This is a genomic window from Nocardioides sp. TRM66260-LWL, assembly GCF_020075545.1.
Lineage (GTDB): Bacteria > Actinomycetota > Actinomycetes > Propionibacteriales > Nocardioidaceae > Nocardioides.
The window spans coordinates 46,385-64,541 of record NZ_JAIQZK010000002.1 but is presented as its reverse complement, the minus strand read 5'-3'; the positions used below and the strand labels follow the sequence as shown (position 1 = coordinate 64,541).

Sequence of the window (18,157 nt, the reverse complement as noted above, 5' to 3'; positions counted from 1 at the left end):
GCGGTCTCCACAGATCCGCGCGAACCGGTGCGCGCCGCCGCGGTCGACGTGCTGGGATGACCCGGTGGCGACCCCCGGCTGGCTCCTCGACGCGACGCTCGACCTGCTGCTCGGCGGACGCTGCGCCGGGTGCGAGCGACCCGGCCGGACGTGGTGCTCGGCCTGCCGCGAGGCGCTCGGCACGCTGTCCCCGGCGTCCCCGCCGCCGCTGCGTCGCCCGGACGGCACCGCCGTGCCGGTGGCCGCCGGCGCGGCGTACGTGCCGCCCCTGTCGTCGGCGATCGTGGCGCACAAGGAGCGGCGCCGGCTCTCGCTCGTCGACCCCCTCGCCGAGCTGCTCGCGGAGGCGGTGACGCGGGCGACCGCCCTCCGGCCGGAGGCCGCGGTCCGTCCCGACCCGCCGGCGCCGCTCGTCCTGGTGCCCGTCCCCTCGCGTCCGGCCGCGGTGCGCGAGCGCGGACACGACCCGCTGCGCCGCACGGTGCGGCGCGCCGTCGCCCGGCTGCGCCGCGAGGGCCACGACGCCGGCTGGGTGCCGCTGCTGGAGCTGCGCGCGCGGGTCCGCGACCAGGGCGGGCTGGACGCCGTCGAGCGCCGCGCCAACCTGCGCGGCGCGCTGGGCGTCGACGCCGGGGCGCACCGCCGTCTCGGTCGCGGGGTCGGCCGCGCCCGGCTCGTGCTGTGCGACGACGTGCTCACCACGGGCGCCACCCTCGAGGAGGGCCTGCGCGCGCTGACGGCGGTGGGCCTGCCCGTGGCCGGCGTGGCCGTGGTCGCCGCGGTGGCGGTGCGGAACGGCGGGTGAACCGCGGGCGACGTCGAGGTCGCAGGTCCCTTCCCTGCGGCCGATCGAGCCCCTATCGTCTCGTCATGGAGTCCGTTCGGGTCCGTGGTTGCGTCGTGACGACGCTCCGGCGAGCCCGGAGGGTGGTTCGACTAGCCGATGCCAGTCGCAGGCGAAGCGGTCCACGTAAGGCGGCCGGGGTCTCCCCGTCCCGCCGATCACGGTGCGGCTTAGACGTAAGTCCTGCCTCGTCCCGTCCATCAGATGTGGGCGGCGCCGGGAGAAGGCCGGTAGTGGCAGAGAAGCTGCGGAAGCCTCAGCAGGCGATTGTGGGGTCGAAGACCAGGTCGGCCGGGCGGACTCCGCCCATCCGGATGCGCGGCGGCGTGCGCGGGGAGCTCCTCCCCGGGCCCGCCGCCGCTGTCGTCAACGAGGTCGCGTCGCATCCGGCGCCACCGCCGCCAGGAGGTTAGAGATGGAAGTCGTCGTCACCGGTCGTCACTGCGAGATCAAGGACTCCTACCGCCAGCACGCCGCGGAGAAGCTCGCGCGGCTCGAGAAGCACGATCACCGGATCATGCGGGTCCACGTCGAGGTCGACTGCGAGCCGAACCCCCGCCAGCACGACCACTCCGTGCACGTCGAGCTCACCGCCTTCTCCAAGGGCCCGGTCATCCGGGCCGAGGCCGCCGCGGACGACAAGATGGCCGCCCTCGACCTGGCGCTCGACAAGATGTGCGCCCAGATGCGCCGCGCCTCCGACCGTCGGCGGGTGCACCGCGGCCGCCGGGCGCCGGTCTCCGTCGGGCAGGCCCTCGCCGGCCTCCAGCCGGCGGCCGTCGAGCTGCTCGACGAGGAGCCGACGCTGGAGCGGCAGGTCGGCCCGATCACCGTGATGGGCGACGGTCCGCTCGTCGTGCGCGAGAAGACCCACCTCGCGGCCCCCATGACCCTCGACCAGGCGCTCTACGAGATGGAGCTCGTCGGTCACGACTTCTACCTGTTCCTCGACAAGGACTCCGAGCGGCCCTCGGTCGTCTACCGGCGTCGCGGCTACGACTACGGCGTCATCGCCCTCGACGTCGACGGCTGAGCCCGCGCGGCCCCCGGCCGCGCCCACCGACCCCACCGGCCCCCGGAGCACGCCTCCCGGGGGCCGGTGGCGCGTCCGGGCCCGCGCCATGGTCCGTCCGGGTCATCGGGTGTGGGGGTCCTGTGGTCCGGATGAGCACCAACCGACCGCTCGCTCGTGTCATGATCGGCCGGTGAGCAGCCAGGGGGACCCCATCCGCGTGTTGGTCGTCGACGACCAGGAGCTCTTCCGCCGGGGCATGACCATGCTGCTCGGCGTCGAGGCGGGCATCGAGGTGGTGGGCGAGGCCGGCGACGGCGTCGACGGCACGAACCTGGCCGCGGCGACGGCGCCCGACGTCGTCCTGCTCGACGTGCGGATGCCCAAGCGCACCGGCATCGAGGCCTGCCTGGCGATCAAGGAGGTCGTCCCGGCCGCGAAGATCATCATGCTCACCGTCTCCGACGAGGAGGCCGACCTCTACGAGGCGGTCAAGAGCGGGGCGTCGGGCTACCTGCTCAAGGACTCCTCCATCGAGGAGGTCGCCCAGGCGATCCGGGTGGTGGCCGACGGCCAGTCGCTGATCTCGCCGTCGATGGCGGTCAAGCTGATCGACGAGTTCAAGCAGATGAGCCGCCCCGAGCGCTCGCACGTCCCCGGCCTGCGGCTCACCGAGCGCGAGCTCGAGGTGCTGCGCCTGGTGGCTCGCGGCATGAACAACCGCGAGATCGCCAAGGAGCTGTTCATCTCCGAGAACACGGTCAAGAACCACGTGCGGAACATCCTCGAGAAGCTGCAGCTGCACTCGCGGATGGAGGCGGTCATGTACGCCGTCAAGGAGAAGCTGCTCGACCTGCCGTGAGCCCGGCGCCGACCGACCTCTCGGCGAGCCAGGCCCGGCGCCTCGCGCTGGCCGCGCAGGGGCTGCAGACCGCGCCCCGCAGCGGGACCCCGACGATGCGCTCGCTGCAGCGGGTGGTCGACACCATCGGCCTGATCCAGGTCGACTCCGTCAACGTGCTGGCGCGCGCCCACCTGCTGCCCCTCTACTCGCGGCTCGGGCCCTACGACGTCGACCTGCTCCGCCGCGCCGCGGAGGCCTCGCCCCGGCGCCTGGTGGAGTACTGGGCGCACATGCAGGCGCTCATGCCGGTCGAGCTGTGGCCGCTCATGGCCGCGCGGCGCGAGCACTACCGGCGGCTGCGGGGCAAGTGGTGGCACGACGTCCCCGAGGACGTCCTCGGCGTGATCCGCGACGACGTCCGCGCGCACGGTCCCAGCACCGCCCGCGAGGTCTCGGCCCGGCTGGGCCACGACGCCGAGCGTCCCCGCGGCCACTGGGGCTGGAACTGGTCGATCGCCCGCAAGGCCCTCGACCACCTCTTCACCACCGGCGAGGTGGCCGTGGCGGGGCGCACCTCGGCCTTCGAGGTGCGCTACGACACGCCCGAGCGGGTGCTGCCGGCCGCGGTGCTCGCGCTGCCCGAGCCGTCGCACGAGGAGGCCCACCGGCTGCTCGTCGAGCGGGCGGCGCGGGCCCACGGCGTCGCGACCCTGGGCTGCCTGCGCGACTACCACCGGATGGACGACCTCGCCGCGGTGCGCACGGCCGTGGCCGAGCTCGTCGAGGACGCCGTGCTCGAGCCCGTGCGGATCGAGGGATGGACGCGTCCGGCCTGGCGTCACCGGGACGCGCGGCTGCCGCGCGCCGCCGGCGCCGCGACCCTGCTGAGCCCCTTCGACCCGCTGGTGTGGGAGCGCGAGCGGGTGCGCCGGCTCTTCGGCTTCGACTACCGCATCGAGATCTACGTGCCCGCCGCCCGACGCCGGCACGGCTACTACGTGCTGCCGTTCCTCCTGGGGGAGCGGCTGGTCGCCCGGGTCGACCTCAAGGCCGATCGGGCCCGCGGCGTCCTGCGCGTGCTCGCCGCCCACGGCGAGGACGACGCGCCGGCCGCCACCGCCGCGGCGCTCGCCGTCGAGCTCGAGCGGATGGCCGGCTGGCTCGGCCTCGAGCGCGTCGAGGTCGAGCGTCGCGGCGATCTCGCGGCTCCCCTCGCGGCCGAGGCGGGTCATTAGGGCGGCATCCCGCCCGTGGGTAGAGTGAACGCAGCCTGCCCACCTGCTAGGAGTGACTTCGCTGTGCCCGTGATCCTCGACAAGCTCCTCCGCATCGGCGAGGGCAAGATCCTCCGCGAGCTGGAGACCATCGCCAAGGTCGTCAACGCCATCGAGGACCAGTTCACGGCGATGTCGGACGCCGAGCTCCAGGGCATGACCGACGTGTTCCGCCAGCGGCACGCCGACGGCGAGTCGCTCGACGACCTCATGCCCGAGGCGTTCGCGACCGTCCGCGAGGCTGCGCGCCGGGTCATCGGCCAGCGGCACTACGACGTCCAGATCATGGGCGGCGCGGCGCTGCACCTGGGCAACATCGCGGAGATGAAGACCGGTGAGGGCAAGACCCTCGTCGCGACCCTGCCCGCCTACCTCAACGCGATCTCCGGCAAGGGCGTCCACGTCGTCACGGTCAACGACTACCTGGCCAAGTACCAGTCGGAGATGATGGGCCGCGTCCACCACTTCCTGGGCCTGAGCATCGGCGTCATCCTCCCCGAGATGAACCCCGCGCAGCGGCGCGAGGCCTACGCCTGCGACATCACCTATGGCACCAACAACGAGCTCGGCTTCGACTACCTGCGCGACAACATGGCGTCCTCGATCGAGGACTGCGTGCAGCGCGGCCACAACTTCGCGATCGTCGACGAGGTCGACTCGATCCTGATCGACGAGGCGCGGACCCCGCTCATCATCAGCGGCCCGACCCAGGACGAGGTCAAGTGGTACGGCGAGTTCGCGAAGCTCTCGCGTCGCCTCGAGCGCGACGTCGACTACGAGGTCGACGAGAAGAAGCGCACGATCTCGGTGCTGGAGCCCGGCATCACCAAGGTCGAGGACTACCTCGGCATCGAGAACCTCTACGAGTCGGCGAACACCCCGCTCATCTCGTTCCTGAACAACTCGATCAAGGCCAAGGAGCTGTTCCGCAACGACAAGGAGTACGTCGTCATGAACGGCGAGGTGCTCATCGTCGACGAGCACACCGGCCGCATGCTCGCGGGTCGCCGCTACAACGACGGCCTGCACCAGGCGATCGAGGCGAAGGAGGGCGTCACGGTCCGCGAGGAGTACCAGACGCTCGCCACCGTCACCCTGCAGAACTTCTTCCGCCTCTACGACAAGCTCTCCGGCATGACCGGCACGGCCATGACCGAGGCCTCGGAGTTCGACAAGATCTACAACCTCGGCGTGGTGCCCATCCGCACCAACAAGCCGATGCTCCGCGTCGACCAGGCCGACCTCGTGTACCGCACCGAGGAGGCCAAGTACGACGCCGTCGCGCTCGACATCAAGGAGCGGCACGAGAAGGGCCAGCCGATCCTGGTCGGCACCGTCTCGGTGGAGAAGTCCGAGCACCTCTCGGCCAAGCTCAAGCAGCTGGGCATCCCGCACAGCGTGCTGAACGCCAAGGTGCACGCCGACGAGGCGAAGATCGTGGCGATGGCCGGTCACAAGGGCGCGGTCACGGTGGCCACGAACATGGCCGGTCGAGGCACCGACATCATGCTCGGCGGCTCGGTGGAGTTCCTGGCCGACCAGGAGCTGCGTCGCCGCGGCCTGGAGCCGGCCGGCGAGACGGCCGAGGAGTACGAGGCGGCCTGGCCGGCCGCGGTCGAGAAGCTCAAGGAGCAGGTCCGCGCCGAGCACGACGAGGTCAAGGAGCTCGGCGGCCTGTACGTCATCGGCACCGAGCGGCACGAGTCCCGCCGCATCGACAACCAGCTGCGCGGTCGCTCCGGCCGCCAGGGCGACCCGGGCGAGTCGCGGTTCTACCTCTCGCTGCAGGACGAGCTCATGCGGCTGTTCAAGTCCGACTGGGTCGACCGCGTGCTGCAGATGCTGCGCATCCCCGACGACGTGCCGATCGAGAACAAGCGCGTCACCAACGCCATCGCGAACGCGCAGGGCCAGGTCGAGTCGCAGAACTTCGAGTCGCGCAAGAACGTGCTCAAGTACGACGACGTCATGGACCGTCAGCGCAAGGTGATCTACGGCGAGCGTCGCCGCGTCCTCGAGGGTGCTGACCTCAAGGCCGAGGTGCGCACCTTCATCGACGACGTCGTCACCGGCTACGTCACCGGCGCCACCGAGGACTTCGCGGAGGAGTGGGACCTCGACCAGCTCTGGACCGACCTGCGCCAGCTCTGGCCGGTCAGCCACACCGTCGCCCAGGTCGAGGAGGCCGCGGGCGGCCGCAGCGGCATCGTCCGCGACGAGCTCATCGAGCTGCTCAAGGACGACGCGCACGCCGCCTACGACCGCCGCGAGGCCGAGGTGGGCGAGGAGGTCATGCGCGAGCTCGAGCGGCAGGTGCTGCTCTCCGTGCTCGACCGCAAGTGGCGCGAGCACCTCTACGAGATGGACTACCTGCGCGAGGGCATCTACCTGCGGGCCTACTCCCAGCGCGACCCGCTCGTGGAGTACCAGCGCGAGGGCTTCGACATGTTCGCCGCGATGATGGACGGCATCAAGGAGGAGACCGTCGGGTTCCTCTTCAACCTCGAGGTCACCCTCGAGGAGCCGGCCGAGGACGCCGACGGCGTCGTCCCGGTGGAGGAGTCCCTCGAGGGCGTCCCGCAGATCCGGGCCAAGGGCCTCGGCGAGTCGAGCGCGCCGCAGCAGCTGGCGTACTCGGCCCCCGACGAGACCGGCGAGGCCGAGGTGCGTGCGGAGTCGGTCGACGACCCGTTCGCGGGCACGGGCCGCAACGAAAAGTGCCCCTGCGGCTCGGGCAAGAAGTTCAAGCAGTGCCACGGTGCCGCCGGCGGCCCGACCGGGCTCACCGCCCGGATCAACGGCTGACGCCGCAGCCCGCACGACGCGCGACAGGGCCGCCTCCCGACGGGAGGCGGCCCTGTCGCGTCGGACGCCGGCTCAGGCGAACTCGAGCGCGGTGCACTGCCAGCGACCGTGACGCAGCTCGAAGCGTCCCGCGACCGCGCGGGAGCGTCGCCCGTACCGCACGTGGGCCCAGGTCTCGAGGACGCCGGGCCGCACCACGCTGCTGCGCACGCTGACCAGGTGCGGACGCGTCGGGTGCGGTCGCTGCTGTCCGGGACGAGCACCGGAGGCCCGGTGGACGAGCACCGCGCGCCGGACGAGGTCGTCGTGCACCTCGCGGGTCGACCAGCGGATCAGCTGGGCCGGCGGACGCGCGCCGCCGACGATCTCGACCGCGGCCTGCATGTAGCGGTGCGCCCAGACCTCGCCCTGCAGGTGACGTCGACGGGCGGCCGCGTCGTCGATGACGGGCCGCGTCGGCTCGACGTCGGCCTCCGGCTCGACGAGCACGTCGAGATCGAGGGCGGAGCTGCCGTGCACGGCGAGCGGCGGCGCGGGCCGCTCCGCGCCGCGCAGGGGCAGGCGGAGCACGGTGCCGGGTCGGCCGCCCGGGCGGCCCGGGGTCGAGGGGATGCGCGTCATGGTCGGGTCCTTCCGAGAGGGGACGGGTGGTGGTGCTCGAGGTCGGGGTGGCGCAGTGCCGGGGGGATCCGCAGACGCTGCCCGGGGCGCAGCCGATCGGGGTCGGACACGGAGTCGCGGTTCGCGCGGTGCAGCAGCGGCCAGCTCGCGGCGATCCGGGCGTCGCGGGCGTCTCGGCCCAGGAGGTCCGCGGTGATCGACCACAGCGACTCGCCGGGAGCCACCACGTGCGTCCGGGGCGCGCGCGGGGCCGTGTGGCCGGGCACCGCTGCCGAGACCGGGCGCAGCGAGGGCGCCGCGGCGGGAGCGGCCGTGGACGCGGGGAGCCCGGGGTAGGGCAGACCGGCGACGGGGGAGGCGGGTGCCGACGGCTCGTGCCTCGGCCCGTCGACGGCGCCGGCCGGGGCGGCCAAGGCGGAGACGACGGCGACGCCGCAGCCGGCCAGCAGCGCGCGTCGCAGCCACGCGGGAGCGCGTCGGGCGAGGACGCTGCGGCGTCCGGTCGCGGCCTCGCGGACGACGGCCACCGCCACGGCCCAGGCCCAGGCGAGGCACGCCAGCAGGACGACGAGCGCCAGGGAGGACAGCGCGGCCTCCGGCGTGGCCGGGAGGCCGGCGGCGCGGAGGGCTCGTACGAGCGGCACCGCGGGCGACGCGCAGACGAGGCTGCAGAGCGTCACCGTCGCGAGACGACGCGTCCGGCCCATGGCCACTCCCGAGAGATCGTTGCGTTTGCGTGCGTTTACGCTTGCTGGCCTCAGTCAAGGACCGTCGAGGCCCGTCGTCAACGCTTCTTCCCCAGCATCACCTCGCAGCCGTCGGCTGAGGCCCTGCACGTGTTTGCAACTGCCGAATCCTGGGGATGTCCGCGGTCGTGAGCGCTCCCGATCCTTCCTGGACCTCGCTGGTCGACGTGCTGGCCGACCTCGAGCAGCAGGCCGAGGCCCTCTACGACGTAGAGCGCTCCCTGGAGGTCGCCGACCGGGCGCGGTCGGAGTACCTCTCTGTGCGGCTCGCCGGCCGGCTGATGGCCTCGGTCGGGACCGCCGTCGCGCTCGAGCTGCCGCACGTCGGGTGGCTGCGGGGCGAGCTGGTGCGGGTCACCGCGACGTGGAGCCACCTGCGGGTCGCCGACCGCGACTGGGTGCTGGTGCACGACGCCCTGGGCGCCGTCGTCGGTGCGTCCGACCGCGCGCTGCCGGAGGTCGCGTGGTCGCCGCTGGCCCGGCTGGGGCCGGGGTCGGTGCTGCGCCGTCTGGCCGGCACGCCGACGGTCGTGCGTCTGCAGCGGCGCGACGGAGGGCGGCTCGACGGCATCGTCCGACGCGTCGGCGCGGACTTCGTCGAGCTCGTGGTGGCGGACCAGGCGGTGCTGGTGCCGCTGGCCAGCGTCGCGGCGCTGGCCAGCCGCGAGGCGTAGGGGCGCGCCGGAGGCTAGGTGGCGTCGACGTCGAACGGCGGGATGTCGCCCTCGAGCAGCACCGGACCGTCGAGGCTGCGGCGGGCGGCCTCCTCGGCCTCGACCTCCTCCATCGCCTCGATGATGTGCCTGCGGACGATCTGCCGCGGGTCGAGATCGCGCAGGTCGAGGTCGGAGTACTCCGGGCCGAGCTCGTCACGCAGCTCATCACGTGCCGAGCGCGCCATCTGCCGCACCTGGTGCAGCATCTTCGCCGCCTGCTTCGCGAACTCGGGCAGCCGATCGGGGCCGAAGGCCACCATGGCCACGACCGCGATCACCGCGAGCTCCATGAAGCCGATGCCGAACACGGCTGAAGCCTAGACGTCGGGTGGGCGGGACCGCCGTGCGGGGCTCGGGATCAGAACCGATTGCTCGGCGTCAGGCCGAGCTGCATGCCCGCGAGACCGCGTCCGCGGCCGGCCAGGCGCTGCGCGATCGAGGTGAGCGCCGCCGCGCCCGGAGCAGTGGGATCCGACTCGACGATCGGCTTGCCGGCGTCGCCGCCCTCGCGCAGCGAGACGTCGAGCGGGATCTGCCCCAGCAGCGGGACGTCGTAGCCGAACCGCTCGGAGAGGGTCTGCGCGACGCGGGCGCCACCGCCGGAGCCGAACACCTCGAGTCGGTGGTCGCGACCCTCCGGCGTGCAGTGCGGGCAGGGCAGGTAGCTCATGTTCTCGACGACGCCGACGACCCGCTGGTGCATCATCGAGGCCATCGTGCCGGCGCGCTCGGCGACCTCGGCCGCGGCCTCCTGCGGCGTGGTGACGACGACGACCTCGGCTCCCGGGAGGTGCTGGCCCAGCGAGATCGCGATGTCGCCGGTGCCCGGCGGCAGGTCGAGCAGCAGCGCGTCGAGGTCGCCCCAGTACACGTCGGCGAGCATCTGCACGAGGGCGCGGTCGAGCATGGGCCCGCGCCAGGCGATGACCTGGTCGCGGCGGGGCTTGAGCATGCCGATCGAGATGACCGAGACGCCGGAGGCGGTCGGCACCGGCATGATCAGGTCGTCGACCTGCGTGGGCCGGCTGTCGACGACGCCGAGCATGGCCGGCACGGAGTGGCCGTAGATGTCGGCGTCGACGACGCCGACCTTCAGGCCCTGCGCGGCCATCGCCAGCGCCAGGTTGACGGTCACCGACGACTTGCCGACGCCGCCCTTGCCGCTGGCGATCGCGTAGACCTTGGTGAGGGAGCCGGGCTGCGCGAAGGGGATCTCCCGCTGCGCGCCTCCCTGGCCGAGCACCTCGCGCAGGTGCGAGCGCTGCTCGTCGGTCATGACGCCGAGGGTCAGGCGCACGTCGGTGACCCCGTCGATGCCGCCGACGGCCGCGGTGACGTCGCGGTTGATGGTGTCCTTGAGCGGGCAGCCCGCCACCGTCAGCAGGACCGTCAGCGAGACCGCGCCGGCGTCGTCGATCTCGACGGACTCGACCATGCCGAGCTCGGTGATCGGCCGCTTGATCTCGGGGTCGTTGACGGTGGCCAGCGCGGCCTGGACCTGCTCGAGGAGAGATGCGCTCATGATGCTCTCGAGTCTAGGCGGGCCTCGGGCGATCGACGGCGCCGGCTCCGGCCGCGGACGGCGGGGGAGCCGGCGCCGACGGTGCGGATCGCACCGCGGGCCTCGCCGGACGACGGGGCCGGCGACCGCTCAGCGGCGCAGCTCGATCGCCGTGATCGCGTAGGTCGTCGTCGGGGTCGGCGGGGTCGAGAACCGCGCGTTCGGCAGGTAGAGGCGCGAGCCGAGCCGGGCCACGGTGGTCGGGACATCGAAGCGCTCGTCGGTCAGGGTGCGCACCAGGCGTCCGGAGCGCCCGTCGGTGGAGAGCCGGACGACGGCGACCCGGTTCAGCCGGTTCTGCACCGCGAGCAGCGTGCGACCGGTGCGCAGCAGCCCGTCGCCGTTGGTCAGGGCCGCGCCGCCGAGGTCGACGACCGTGGTGACGCCGGTGCGCGGGTCGACGCGGTGGAGCCGGCCGTCGGAGGAGTCGACGACCAGCAGCGCCCGACCGTCGGGGGTGGTGGTGAGGCCGTTCGCGTTGTTGACCCCCGGGTCCTGCGTCCAGGCGCCCGACAGCGGCAGGCTGCGGGCGGCGGCGGGCAGGCGGCCGCCGCGACCGAGGGGGATGCGGGTGAGCCGCGCGGCCCTCGAGTCGGTGACCCACACGTCGTGGGCGGTGATCAGGACGTCGTTGACGAAGGTCTCGGCGCCCGGCGCGGCGACGCGGTACGTGCGCAGCAGGCGGCCCGTGCGCGCGTCGACCACCCGGACGGTGCCGGCGTCGCCGCCCGCGACGAAGAGGCGGCCGAGGCGGTCGATCTTCAGGCCCACCGACGCGGTGCCGGGCCCCTGGCTGATCGTGGTGCCGCGACCGGTGCGCAGGTCGACCCGGTAGAGGTCGCCGTCGGCGCGGGAGCCGAGGTAGGCGCTGGTGCCGCGGATCGCGATGCCCTCGGGCTGGAAGCCGTCGGGCAGTGGGATGGAGGTGGGGAAGGACGCGCGCTCGCGGGCGGCCGCGCCGTCGGCCGCGGGGGCGGAGGGGCCCGCCGGCGAGGCGAGCACCGGGGCCGCGGCGAGCGGGGCGCTCAGCGCGATCAGGCCGGCGGCGACGGTGACGCGCAGACGACGGCGCGGACGACGGCGGACAGGGGCTTCCGAGAGGGGGGACATGCTCGCTCCAGGGTCGGGACGCCGGGGCGTGGTGCACGCGGGGAGCCGCGTGGACGTCCCGGCGCCGAGAACGGGACGCCGTCCACGGTGACACGGGCCACCGACATCGCCAGGCCCGTGGGGGTGGGCCGGGTCGGCGTCAGGCGGGGTCGGGTCCCTCGTCCGCGCCTGCGCGCCGGCGCTCGGACTCGCGCAGCGCCGAGCGGTCGTCGAGCTCGGCGAGCAGGCCGCGCAGCTCCGAGCGCAGGTAGTCGCGGGTCGCCATGTCGCCCATGGTCATGCGGAGCGACGCGACCTCGCGCGCCAGGAACTCCATGTCGGCGTGCGCCCGGCTGTTGGCCTGACGGTCCTGCTCCGCGATCACCTTGTCGCGCGTCTCCTGCCGGTTCTGCGCGAGCAGGATCAGCGGCGCCGCGTAGGAGGCCTGCAGGCTGAGCATGAGGGTGAGGAAGATGAAGGGGTACTCGTCGAAGCGCAGTGACGCGGGCGCCAGCAGGTTCCAGGCGACCCACGCCAGCACGAACGCGCTCATGTAGAGCAGGAAGGCGGCGGTGCCCATGAACCGCGCGAACTGCTCGGCGAACACGCCGAAGGCGTCGGCGTCCAGATGCGGGCGCGGCACCAGCGGACGACGCTGGTCGCGCGGGGTGTCGAGCCGCTCGCGGCGGGTCTCGCTCATCGCGGCGTCCCGCGTCCGGTCCCGCGCCCGGCCGCGCGGTCGCGCCAGTTCTCCGGGAGCATGTGGTCGAGCAGGTCGTCTACGGTGACGCAGCCGAGCAGGCGCCCGGCCTCGTCGACCACCGGGGCCGCCACGAGGTTGTAGGTGGCGAGATGGGCGGCGACGTCGTCCTTGGTCATCTCCGGACGCAGCGGCTCGAGCGAGTCGTCCAGCGCGCCCGCCACCAGGGTGGAGGGCGGCTCGCGGAGCAGCCGCTGGATGTGCGCCACGCCCAGGAAGCGGCCGGTGGGCGTCTCCAGCGGGGGTCGGCAGACGTAGACCAGCGCCGCCACCGACGGCGTGAGCTCGGGGTTGCGGATGTGGGCGAGCGCGTCGGCGATCGTCGCGTCGGGCCCGAGGATCACCGGCTCGGGCGTCATCATCGCGCCCGCGGAGTCGGCCGTGTAGGACATGAGCCGGCGGACGTCCTCGGCCTCCTCCGGCTCCATGAGCTCCAGCAGGGTGGCCGCGGTCTCGGGCGGGAGCTCGGCGATCAGGTCGGCGGCGTCGTCCGGCGACATCTCCTCGAGCACGTCGGCGGCGCGCTCGGAGTCGAGCCGGCCGAGGATCTCGACCTGGTCCTCCTCGGGCAGCTCCTCGAGCACGTCGGCGAGCCGCTCGTCGTCGAGCGCCGCCGCGACGGCCGTGCGTCGCTCGGCGGGCAGCTCGTGGATCATGCTGGCGGCGTCGGCCGGCCGCATCTCGTTGAGCGCGGCGACCAGCTGGGTGGCGCCCTGCGTCTGGTCGGAGCGGTGCAGGCCGGTGACGTCGCGCCATTCGACGACGTGCGTCTGGCCGCGTCGTCGCAGGCCCTTGCCGGCCTCCTGCACCGCGACCCGGCTGATCACCCAGTCGCGGTTGCGCGCCTGCTCCATGCCGACGTCGTAGACGGCGCCCTCGACGCCGGTGTCGGCGATGCGCACCGAGCGGTCGAGCATCTGGGCGATGACCAGGGTCTCGGTCGCGCGCTGCTCGAAGCGGCGCATGTTGAGCAGGCCGGTCGTGTAGACCTGGCCGGCGTCGATCGCGGTGACGCGGGTCATCGGGACGAAGATCCGCCGCCGGCCGAACACCTCGGCGACCAGGCCGAGGACCCGCGGCTGGCTGCCCTCGCCGCGCACCGAGGCGACGACGTCGCGCACCTTGCCGACCTGCTCGCCGATCGGGTCGAAGACGGGGAGACCGACCAGACGCGCGATGTAGACCCGTCCGGTGGTGCTCACCCGCGCAGGCTACCGCCCGGCTGCGGCGGCGCCGGGATCCGAGCGGGTGTCCCGGAGGGCGCGGGCCGGACGCAGGCCGGACGCGGGCCGGACGAGGCCGGGACGGCGCCCGTCGGCCTGTCACAGTGGGTGTGATCACCCTCACCGCTGGCCCTCCGCGGTGTTGCAAGTGACTCGCGAGTAATAAAGTTCAGACGATCATCTCGCCTTCACGACAGGATGCCGCAATGCGCTTGTGCCAGACCGATGGGCTCACCGACGACCAGATCGAGATCCTGAAGGCCGTCCGCGCCTTCACGGAGAAGGAGATCATCCCGGTCGCGAACGAGCTCGAGCACGCCGACGAGTACCCGCAGGCGATCGTCGACGGGCTCAAGGAGCTCGGCGTCTTCGGCCTGATGATCCCCGAGGAGTACGGCGGTCTCGGCGAGTCGCTGCTCACCTACGCGCTGGCGGTCGAGGAGATCGCGCGCGGCTGGATGAGCGTCTCGGGCGTCATCAACACCCACTTCATCGTCGCCTACCTGCTCATGCACCACGGCACCGAGGAGCAGAAGCAGAAGTACCTGCCGCGCATGGCCGTCGGCGACGTCCGCGGCTCGTTCTCGATGTCCGAGCCGGGCACCGGCTCCGACGTCTCCGCGATCTCGACCAAGGCCGTCAAGACCGGCGAGGGCTACGAGATCACCGGCCAGAAGATGTGGCTGACCAACGGCGGGTCGTCCAACCTGACCGCCCTGCTGGTCAAGACCGACGAGGGCGCCGACTCGGTCTACAAGAACATGACCACCTTCCTGGTCGAGAAGGAGCCGGGCTTCGGCGAGACCGCCCAGGGCCTCACCATCCCCGGCAAGATCGAGAAGATGGGCTACAAGGGCGTCGACACCACCGAGATGGTGCTCGAGGGCCACCGGATCAGCGCCGACCAGATCCTCGGCGGCACCCCGGGCAACGGCTTCTACCAGATGATGGACGGCGTCGAGGTCGGCCGCGTCAACGTCGCCGCCCGCGCCACCGGCGTCGCGAACCGCGCCTTCGAACTCGCCACCGCCTACGCCCAGACCCGCGAGACCTTCGGCAAGCCGATCGCCCAGCACCAGGCGATCATGTTCAAGCTCGCCGAGATGGCCACCAAGGTCGAGGCCGCGCACGCGCTCATGGTCAAGGCCGCCCGCATCAAGGACAAGGGCGAGCGCAACGACGTCGAGGCCGGCATGGCGAAGTACCTCGCGGCCGAGTACTGCAACGAGGTCGTCGAGGCGTCGTTCCGCATCCACGGCGGCTACGGCTACTCCAAGGAGTACGAGATCGAGCGCCTCTACCGGGAGTCGGCGTTCCTGATCATCGGCGAGGGCACCGCCGAGATCCAGAAGATGATCATCGGCCGTCAGCTGCTCAAGACCTACAAGCTCTGACGCTCGCCCCCCACCCGCACCCCTGACGACGACCGGTCCGCCTCCGCGGGCCGGTCGTCGCACGTCCGCCCCGGAGGCCATCCCCATGAGCACCAGCCCGAGCAAGACCAACCCCGGCAACTTCTTCGAGGACTTCGCCCTCGGTCAGGTCATCGAGCACGCCACTCCGCGCACGATCACCGAGGGCGACCGCGCGCTGTACGGCGCGATCTACCCGACCCGCTTCGCCCTGCCGTCGTCGGCGGCCTTCGCCGCGTCGGTGGGCCTGCCGCAGGCGCCCGTGGAGGAGCTGATCGGCTTCCACATCGCCTTCGGCAAGACCGTGCCGGACGTCTCGCTCAACGCCGTGGCCAACCTCGGCTACGCCGAGTGCCGCTTCCACCGTCCGCTCGTGCCGGGGGACACGATCCGCACCCGCTCGGAGGTCATCGGGCTGAAGCAGAACTCCAACGGGAGGACGGGCGTCGTCTACGTGCGCTCGACCGCCACCGACCAGCACGGCGCGACCGTGCTGGAGTGGGCCCGCTGGGTGATGGTGCACAAGCGCGACGTCGAGGCCCCCGCGCCCGAGACGGTCGTGCCCGAGCTGGCCGCGGTGGTCGACCCGGCCGACCTCGTGATCCCCGAGGGGCTCGACTTCAGCGACTACGACGTCGTCGCGGCCGGGGAGCCCCACCGCTACGACGACTACGAGATCGGCGAGCGCATCGACCACGTCGACGGCGTCACGCTCACCGACGCCGAGCACATGATGGCGACGCGGCTGTGGCAGAACACCGCGAAGGTGCACTTCAACACCGAGGCCCGCCCCGACGGCCGCCGGCTGGTCTACGGCGGCCACGTCATCTCGCTGGCCCGCGCGCTGGCGTTCAACGGGCTGGCGAACGCGCAGCTGATCGTGGCCATCAACGCTGGCGCCCACGTGTCGCCCGCCTTCGCCAGTGACACGGTCTACGCGTGGTCGGAGGTGCTCGACAAGGCCGAGACCTCGGCGCCGGGCGTCGGCGCCCTGAGGCTGCGCCTGGTCGCCACCCGCGGCCGCGACACCACGACGACGCTGCGCGGCGAGGACGGGAAGTACGCCGAGGGCGTGCTGCTCGACCTCGACCACTGGGTGCTCGTCCCGCGCTGACCCCCCGGCCCCAGGCCCCGACCAGGCCCCGACCCGGCCCCGACCCGGCCCCGATCCGCCCTCGGCGGGTCGGGGCCGTCGTCGTCGGGGCGGCCCCGAAGCACCCGTCTCAGTTCGGTGAAGGGCATCACACGGACCCCGCGGGTGCGGGACCATGCCGCCCATGGGACAGACGGGACGGCAGATGCGTCAGCGCACGACGGCGGCGATGGCCGAGCGGGGCACGGGGAGCAGCAGCGTCAAGGCGGCGCAGCAGATCGCGCCGACGGTGCGGTGGAGCGACCGGGCGCGGTATCTCTTCGACAACTCGATGTCGCGGGGCACGCCGGCCCTGATCGCCTGGCTCAGCGTCGTCACGCTCGTCCTGATCCTGCTCTTCGGCACGATCACCGCGCTGCTCGGCCTGCGCGACGGGGGCAGCGAGGGGTACGGCCACGAGGTCTTCAGCGCCCTCATGCACGCCCTCGACCCCGGCACGGTGGCGGGCGACACCGGCAGCTGGCGGTTCCTGCTGACGATGCTCGCGCTCACCATCGCGGGCCTGTTCATCGTCAGCGCGCTGATCGGCGTGATCGCCGCCGGCATCGACGCCAAGATCGCCGAGCTGCAGCGCGGCCGGTCCCTGGTGCTCGAGCGCGACCACACCGTGATCCTCGGCTGGTCGGACTCGATCTTCACGATCCTGCGCGAGCTCTCGATCGCGAACGAGAGCCGTCGCCGTCCGGTGATCGTCGTGCTCGCCGACAAGGACAAGGTCGAGATGGAGGAGGAGATCCGGGCCAAGGTGCCGGACCTGCGCGGCACCCGGGTGGTGTGCCGCAGCGGCTCGCCGATGGACGTCGACGAGCTGGCGGTCGCCAGCCACCGCACCGCCCGCTCGGTGATCCTGCTGGCGCCGGCGTCGGAGGACCCCGACGCCGAGGTGATCAAGACGCTCCTGGCGCTGACCCACGACGGGGGCGACGGCCCGCGCATCGTCGCCGAGATCCGCAACCCGACGAACCTCGAGGCCGCCCGGCTGGTCGGCGCCGACCGGACGACCCTGCTCGACATCCGCGAGACGGTGGCCAAGCTGGTCGTCCAGACCTCGCGCCAGTCCGGCGCCTCGGCGGTCTACACCGAGCTCTTCGACTACGACGGCGACGAGATCTACTTCCTCGCCGAGCACCCGCTCGCCGAGCTCACCTACGCGCAGGCGCAGCACCGGTTCGAGGCGGCCTCGCTGATCGGCCTCATCGGCCCCGACGGCGTCAGCACGCTCAACCCCGCGCCCGACACGGTCGTCGGCGCGAGCACGCTGATCCTCGTCGCCGAGGACGACGACGTCCTCGACGCCGCGGGCCGCGCGCTCGCCGAGCCGGTCGAGGAGCACCTCGGCGAGACCACCGCCAGCGACGACCACCCGGGCCGGGCGGTGATGATCGGCTGGAACGAGCGCGCGCCGCTCATGCTCGCCGAGCTCGACCGCTACGCGACCCCGGGCTCCACGCTCACCGTGCTCACCACGCACGGCGTGCCGGTCGTGCCGCCGCTGGAGACGCTGCAGGTCGAGGTCGTGCGCGGCTCGACCACCGACCGCGCCACCCTCGAGCAGCACGTCGTCGGGGGCCTCGACCAGGTGATCGTCCTCTGCTACTCCGACGACCTGGAGCCGCAGGCCGCCGACGCCCGCACGCTGGTGACGCTGCTCCACGTGCGCGACGTGCTGGGCCGCCTCGGCGCCGACACCGCCGTGGTCAGCGAGATGATGGACGACCGCAACCGGGTGCTCGCCCAGGTCGCGAGCATCGACGACGTGGTCGTCAGCGGCGAGATCGTCAGCCTGATCGTCACCCAGCTCTCCGAGGACGGCCGGCTCGAGGCGGTCTTCTCCGAGCTGCTCGGCGCCGACGGCGCGGAGATCTACCTGCGGCCGGCCGAGTGGTACGTGCGTCCGGGCGTCGAGGTGTCGTGGGCCAGCGTGGTCGAGGGCGCGATCCGCCGCGGCGAGACCGCCATCGGCTGGAAGTCCGACTCCCTGGCCGACGCGGGCACGGAGTTCGGCGTCCAGGTGAACCCGGCCAAGTCGACGTCGCTCACGGTGCAGCCGGGTGACAGGATCGTCGTGCTCGCGAACGACTGACGCGACGTCGGCCT

At 72.7% G+C, this 18,157-nt stretch carries 16 protein-coding genes; 9 read left to right on the top strand and 7 right to left on the bottom strand.

Annotated elements, in window-relative coordinates; translation table 11 throughout:
- Positions 1-64 precede the first annotated feature (64 nt).
- The 5 genes from K8Z61_RS06800 (at position 65) to secA (ending at position 6,779) form a co-directional block, all read left to right on the top strand.
- Positions 65-805, top strand: coding sequence for a ComF family protein (locus K8Z61_RS06800; RefSeq protein WP_224127807.1), 741 nt, complete (start codon positions 65-67; stop codon positions 803-805).
- 454 nt (positions 806-1,259) lie between these two features.
- Positions 1,260-1,877 (top strand): ribosome hibernation-promoting factor, HPF/YfiA family, encoded by a 618-nt coding sequence (gene hpf / locus K8Z61_RS06795; protein ID WP_224127805.1) that lies wholly within the window; start codon positions 1,260-1,262, stop codon positions 1,875-1,877.
- 172 nt (positions 1,878-2,049) lie between these two features.
- A complete protein-coding gene (locus tag K8Z61_RS06790; protein WP_224127803.1) occupies positions 2,050-2,718 on the top strand; it encodes a response regulator transcription factor in 669 nt (222 codons plus the stop codon).
- Positions 2,715-3,935 (top strand): winged helix-turn-helix domain-containing protein, encoded by a 1,221-nt coding sequence (locus tag K8Z61_RS06785; RefSeq protein ID WP_224127800.1) that lies wholly within the window; start codon positions 2,715-2,717, stop codon positions 3,933-3,935. Before K8Z61_RS06790 ends, K8Z61_RS06785 begins: the two co-directional genes overlap by 4 nt.
- Positions 3,936-3,998: 63 nt before the next feature.
- Complete coding sequence (gene secA / locus K8Z61_RS06780) at positions 3,999-6,779, top strand: preprotein translocase subunit SecA (RefSeq protein WP_224127797.1); 2,781 nt, start codon at positions 3,999-4,001, stop codon at positions 6,777-6,779.
- 72 nt (positions 6,780-6,851) lie between these two features.
- On the opposite strand, the gene K8Z61_RS06775 is transcribed toward secA, so the two are convergent.
- Positions 6,852-7,400 carry an Rv3235 family protein gene (locus K8Z61_RS06775; protein ID WP_224127794.1) on the bottom strand — a complete coding sequence of 183 codons (549 nt, stop codon included), beginning with the start codon at positions 7,398-7,400 and terminating at the stop codon, positions 6,852-6,854.
- Positions 7,397-8,080: a LysM peptidoglycan-binding domain-containing protein gene (locus K8Z61_RS06770; RefSeq protein WP_224127791.1), complete on the bottom strand. Its 684-nt coding sequence runs from the start codon at positions 8,078-8,080 to the stop codon at positions 7,397-7,399. The genes K8Z61_RS06775 and K8Z61_RS06770 overlap by 4 nt, the downstream gene beginning before the upstream one ends.
- Before the next feature lie 182 nt (positions 8,081-8,262).
- Between K8Z61_RS06770 and K8Z61_RS06765 the strand changes: the two genes are divergently transcribed.
- The gene (locus K8Z61_RS06765; RefSeq protein ID WP_224127788.1) at positions 8,263-8,820 is read left to right on the top strand and encodes a hypothetical protein; all 558 of its coding nucleotides are present in this window, start codon (positions 8,263-8,265) and stop codon (positions 8,818-8,820) included.
- Positions 8,821-8,834: 14 nt separating this feature from the next.
- Here K8Z61_RS06765 and K8Z61_RS06760 read toward each other — a convergent pair whose 3' ends face one another.
- From K8Z61_RS06760 to K8Z61_RS06740, 5 genes are all read right to left on the bottom strand, one after another.
- A complete protein-coding gene (locus K8Z61_RS06760; protein ID WP_224127785.1) occupies positions 8,835-9,170 on the bottom strand; it encodes a sec-independent translocase in 336 nt (111 codons plus the stop codon).
- 50 nt (positions 9,171-9,220) lie between these two features.
- The gene (locus tag K8Z61_RS06755) at positions 9,221-10,384 is read right to left on the bottom strand and encodes an Mrp/NBP35 family ATP-binding protein (RefSeq protein ID WP_224127783.1); all 1,164 of its coding nucleotides are present in this window, start codon (positions 10,382-10,384) and stop codon (positions 9,221-9,223) included.
- Between the two features lie 129 nt (positions 10,385-10,513).
- The gene (locus tag K8Z61_RS06750; RefSeq protein WP_224127780.1) at positions 10,514-11,533 is read right to left on the bottom strand and encodes an SMP-30/gluconolactonase/LRE family protein; all 1,020 of its coding nucleotides are present in this window, start codon (positions 11,531-11,533) and stop codon (positions 10,514-10,516) included.
- Between the two features lie 139 nt (positions 11,534-11,672).
- Positions 11,673-12,212, bottom strand: a complete 540-nt coding sequence (locus tag K8Z61_RS06745; RefSeq protein ID WP_224127777.1) for a DUF1003 domain-containing protein — start codon at positions 12,210-12,212, stop codon at positions 11,673-11,675.
- Entirely contained in the window at positions 12,209-13,474 is a 1,266-nt protein-coding gene (locus tag K8Z61_RS06740) for a magnesium transporter MgtE N-terminal domain-containing protein (protein WP_224127775.1), read from the bottom strand. Before K8Z61_RS06740 ends, K8Z61_RS06745 begins: the two co-directional genes overlap by 4 nt.
- Before the next feature lie 227 nt (positions 13,475-13,701).
- Between K8Z61_RS06740 and K8Z61_RS06735 the strand changes: the two genes are divergently transcribed.
- The 3 genes from K8Z61_RS06735 (at position 13,702) to K8Z61_RS06725 (ending at position 18,143) form a co-directional block, all read left to right on the top strand.
- Positions 13,702-14,889 carry an acyl-CoA dehydrogenase family protein gene (locus tag K8Z61_RS06735; protein WP_224127773.1) on the top strand — a complete coding sequence of 396 codons (1,188 nt, stop codon included), beginning with the start codon at positions 13,702-13,704 and terminating at the stop codon, positions 14,887-14,889.
- Between the two features lie 85 nt (positions 14,890-14,974).
- Positions 14,975-16,021: a MaoC family dehydratase gene (locus K8Z61_RS06730; protein WP_224127771.1), complete on the top strand. Its 1,047-nt coding sequence runs from the start codon at positions 14,975-14,977 to the stop codon at positions 16,019-16,021.
- A gap of 163 nt (positions 16,022-16,184) precedes the next feature.
- Positions 16,185-18,143, top strand: a complete 1,959-nt coding sequence (locus K8Z61_RS06725) for a CASTOR/POLLUX-related putative ion channel (protein ID WP_224127769.1) — start codon at positions 16,185-16,187, stop codon at positions 18,141-18,143.
- Positions 18,144-18,157: the final 14 nt, after the last annotated feature.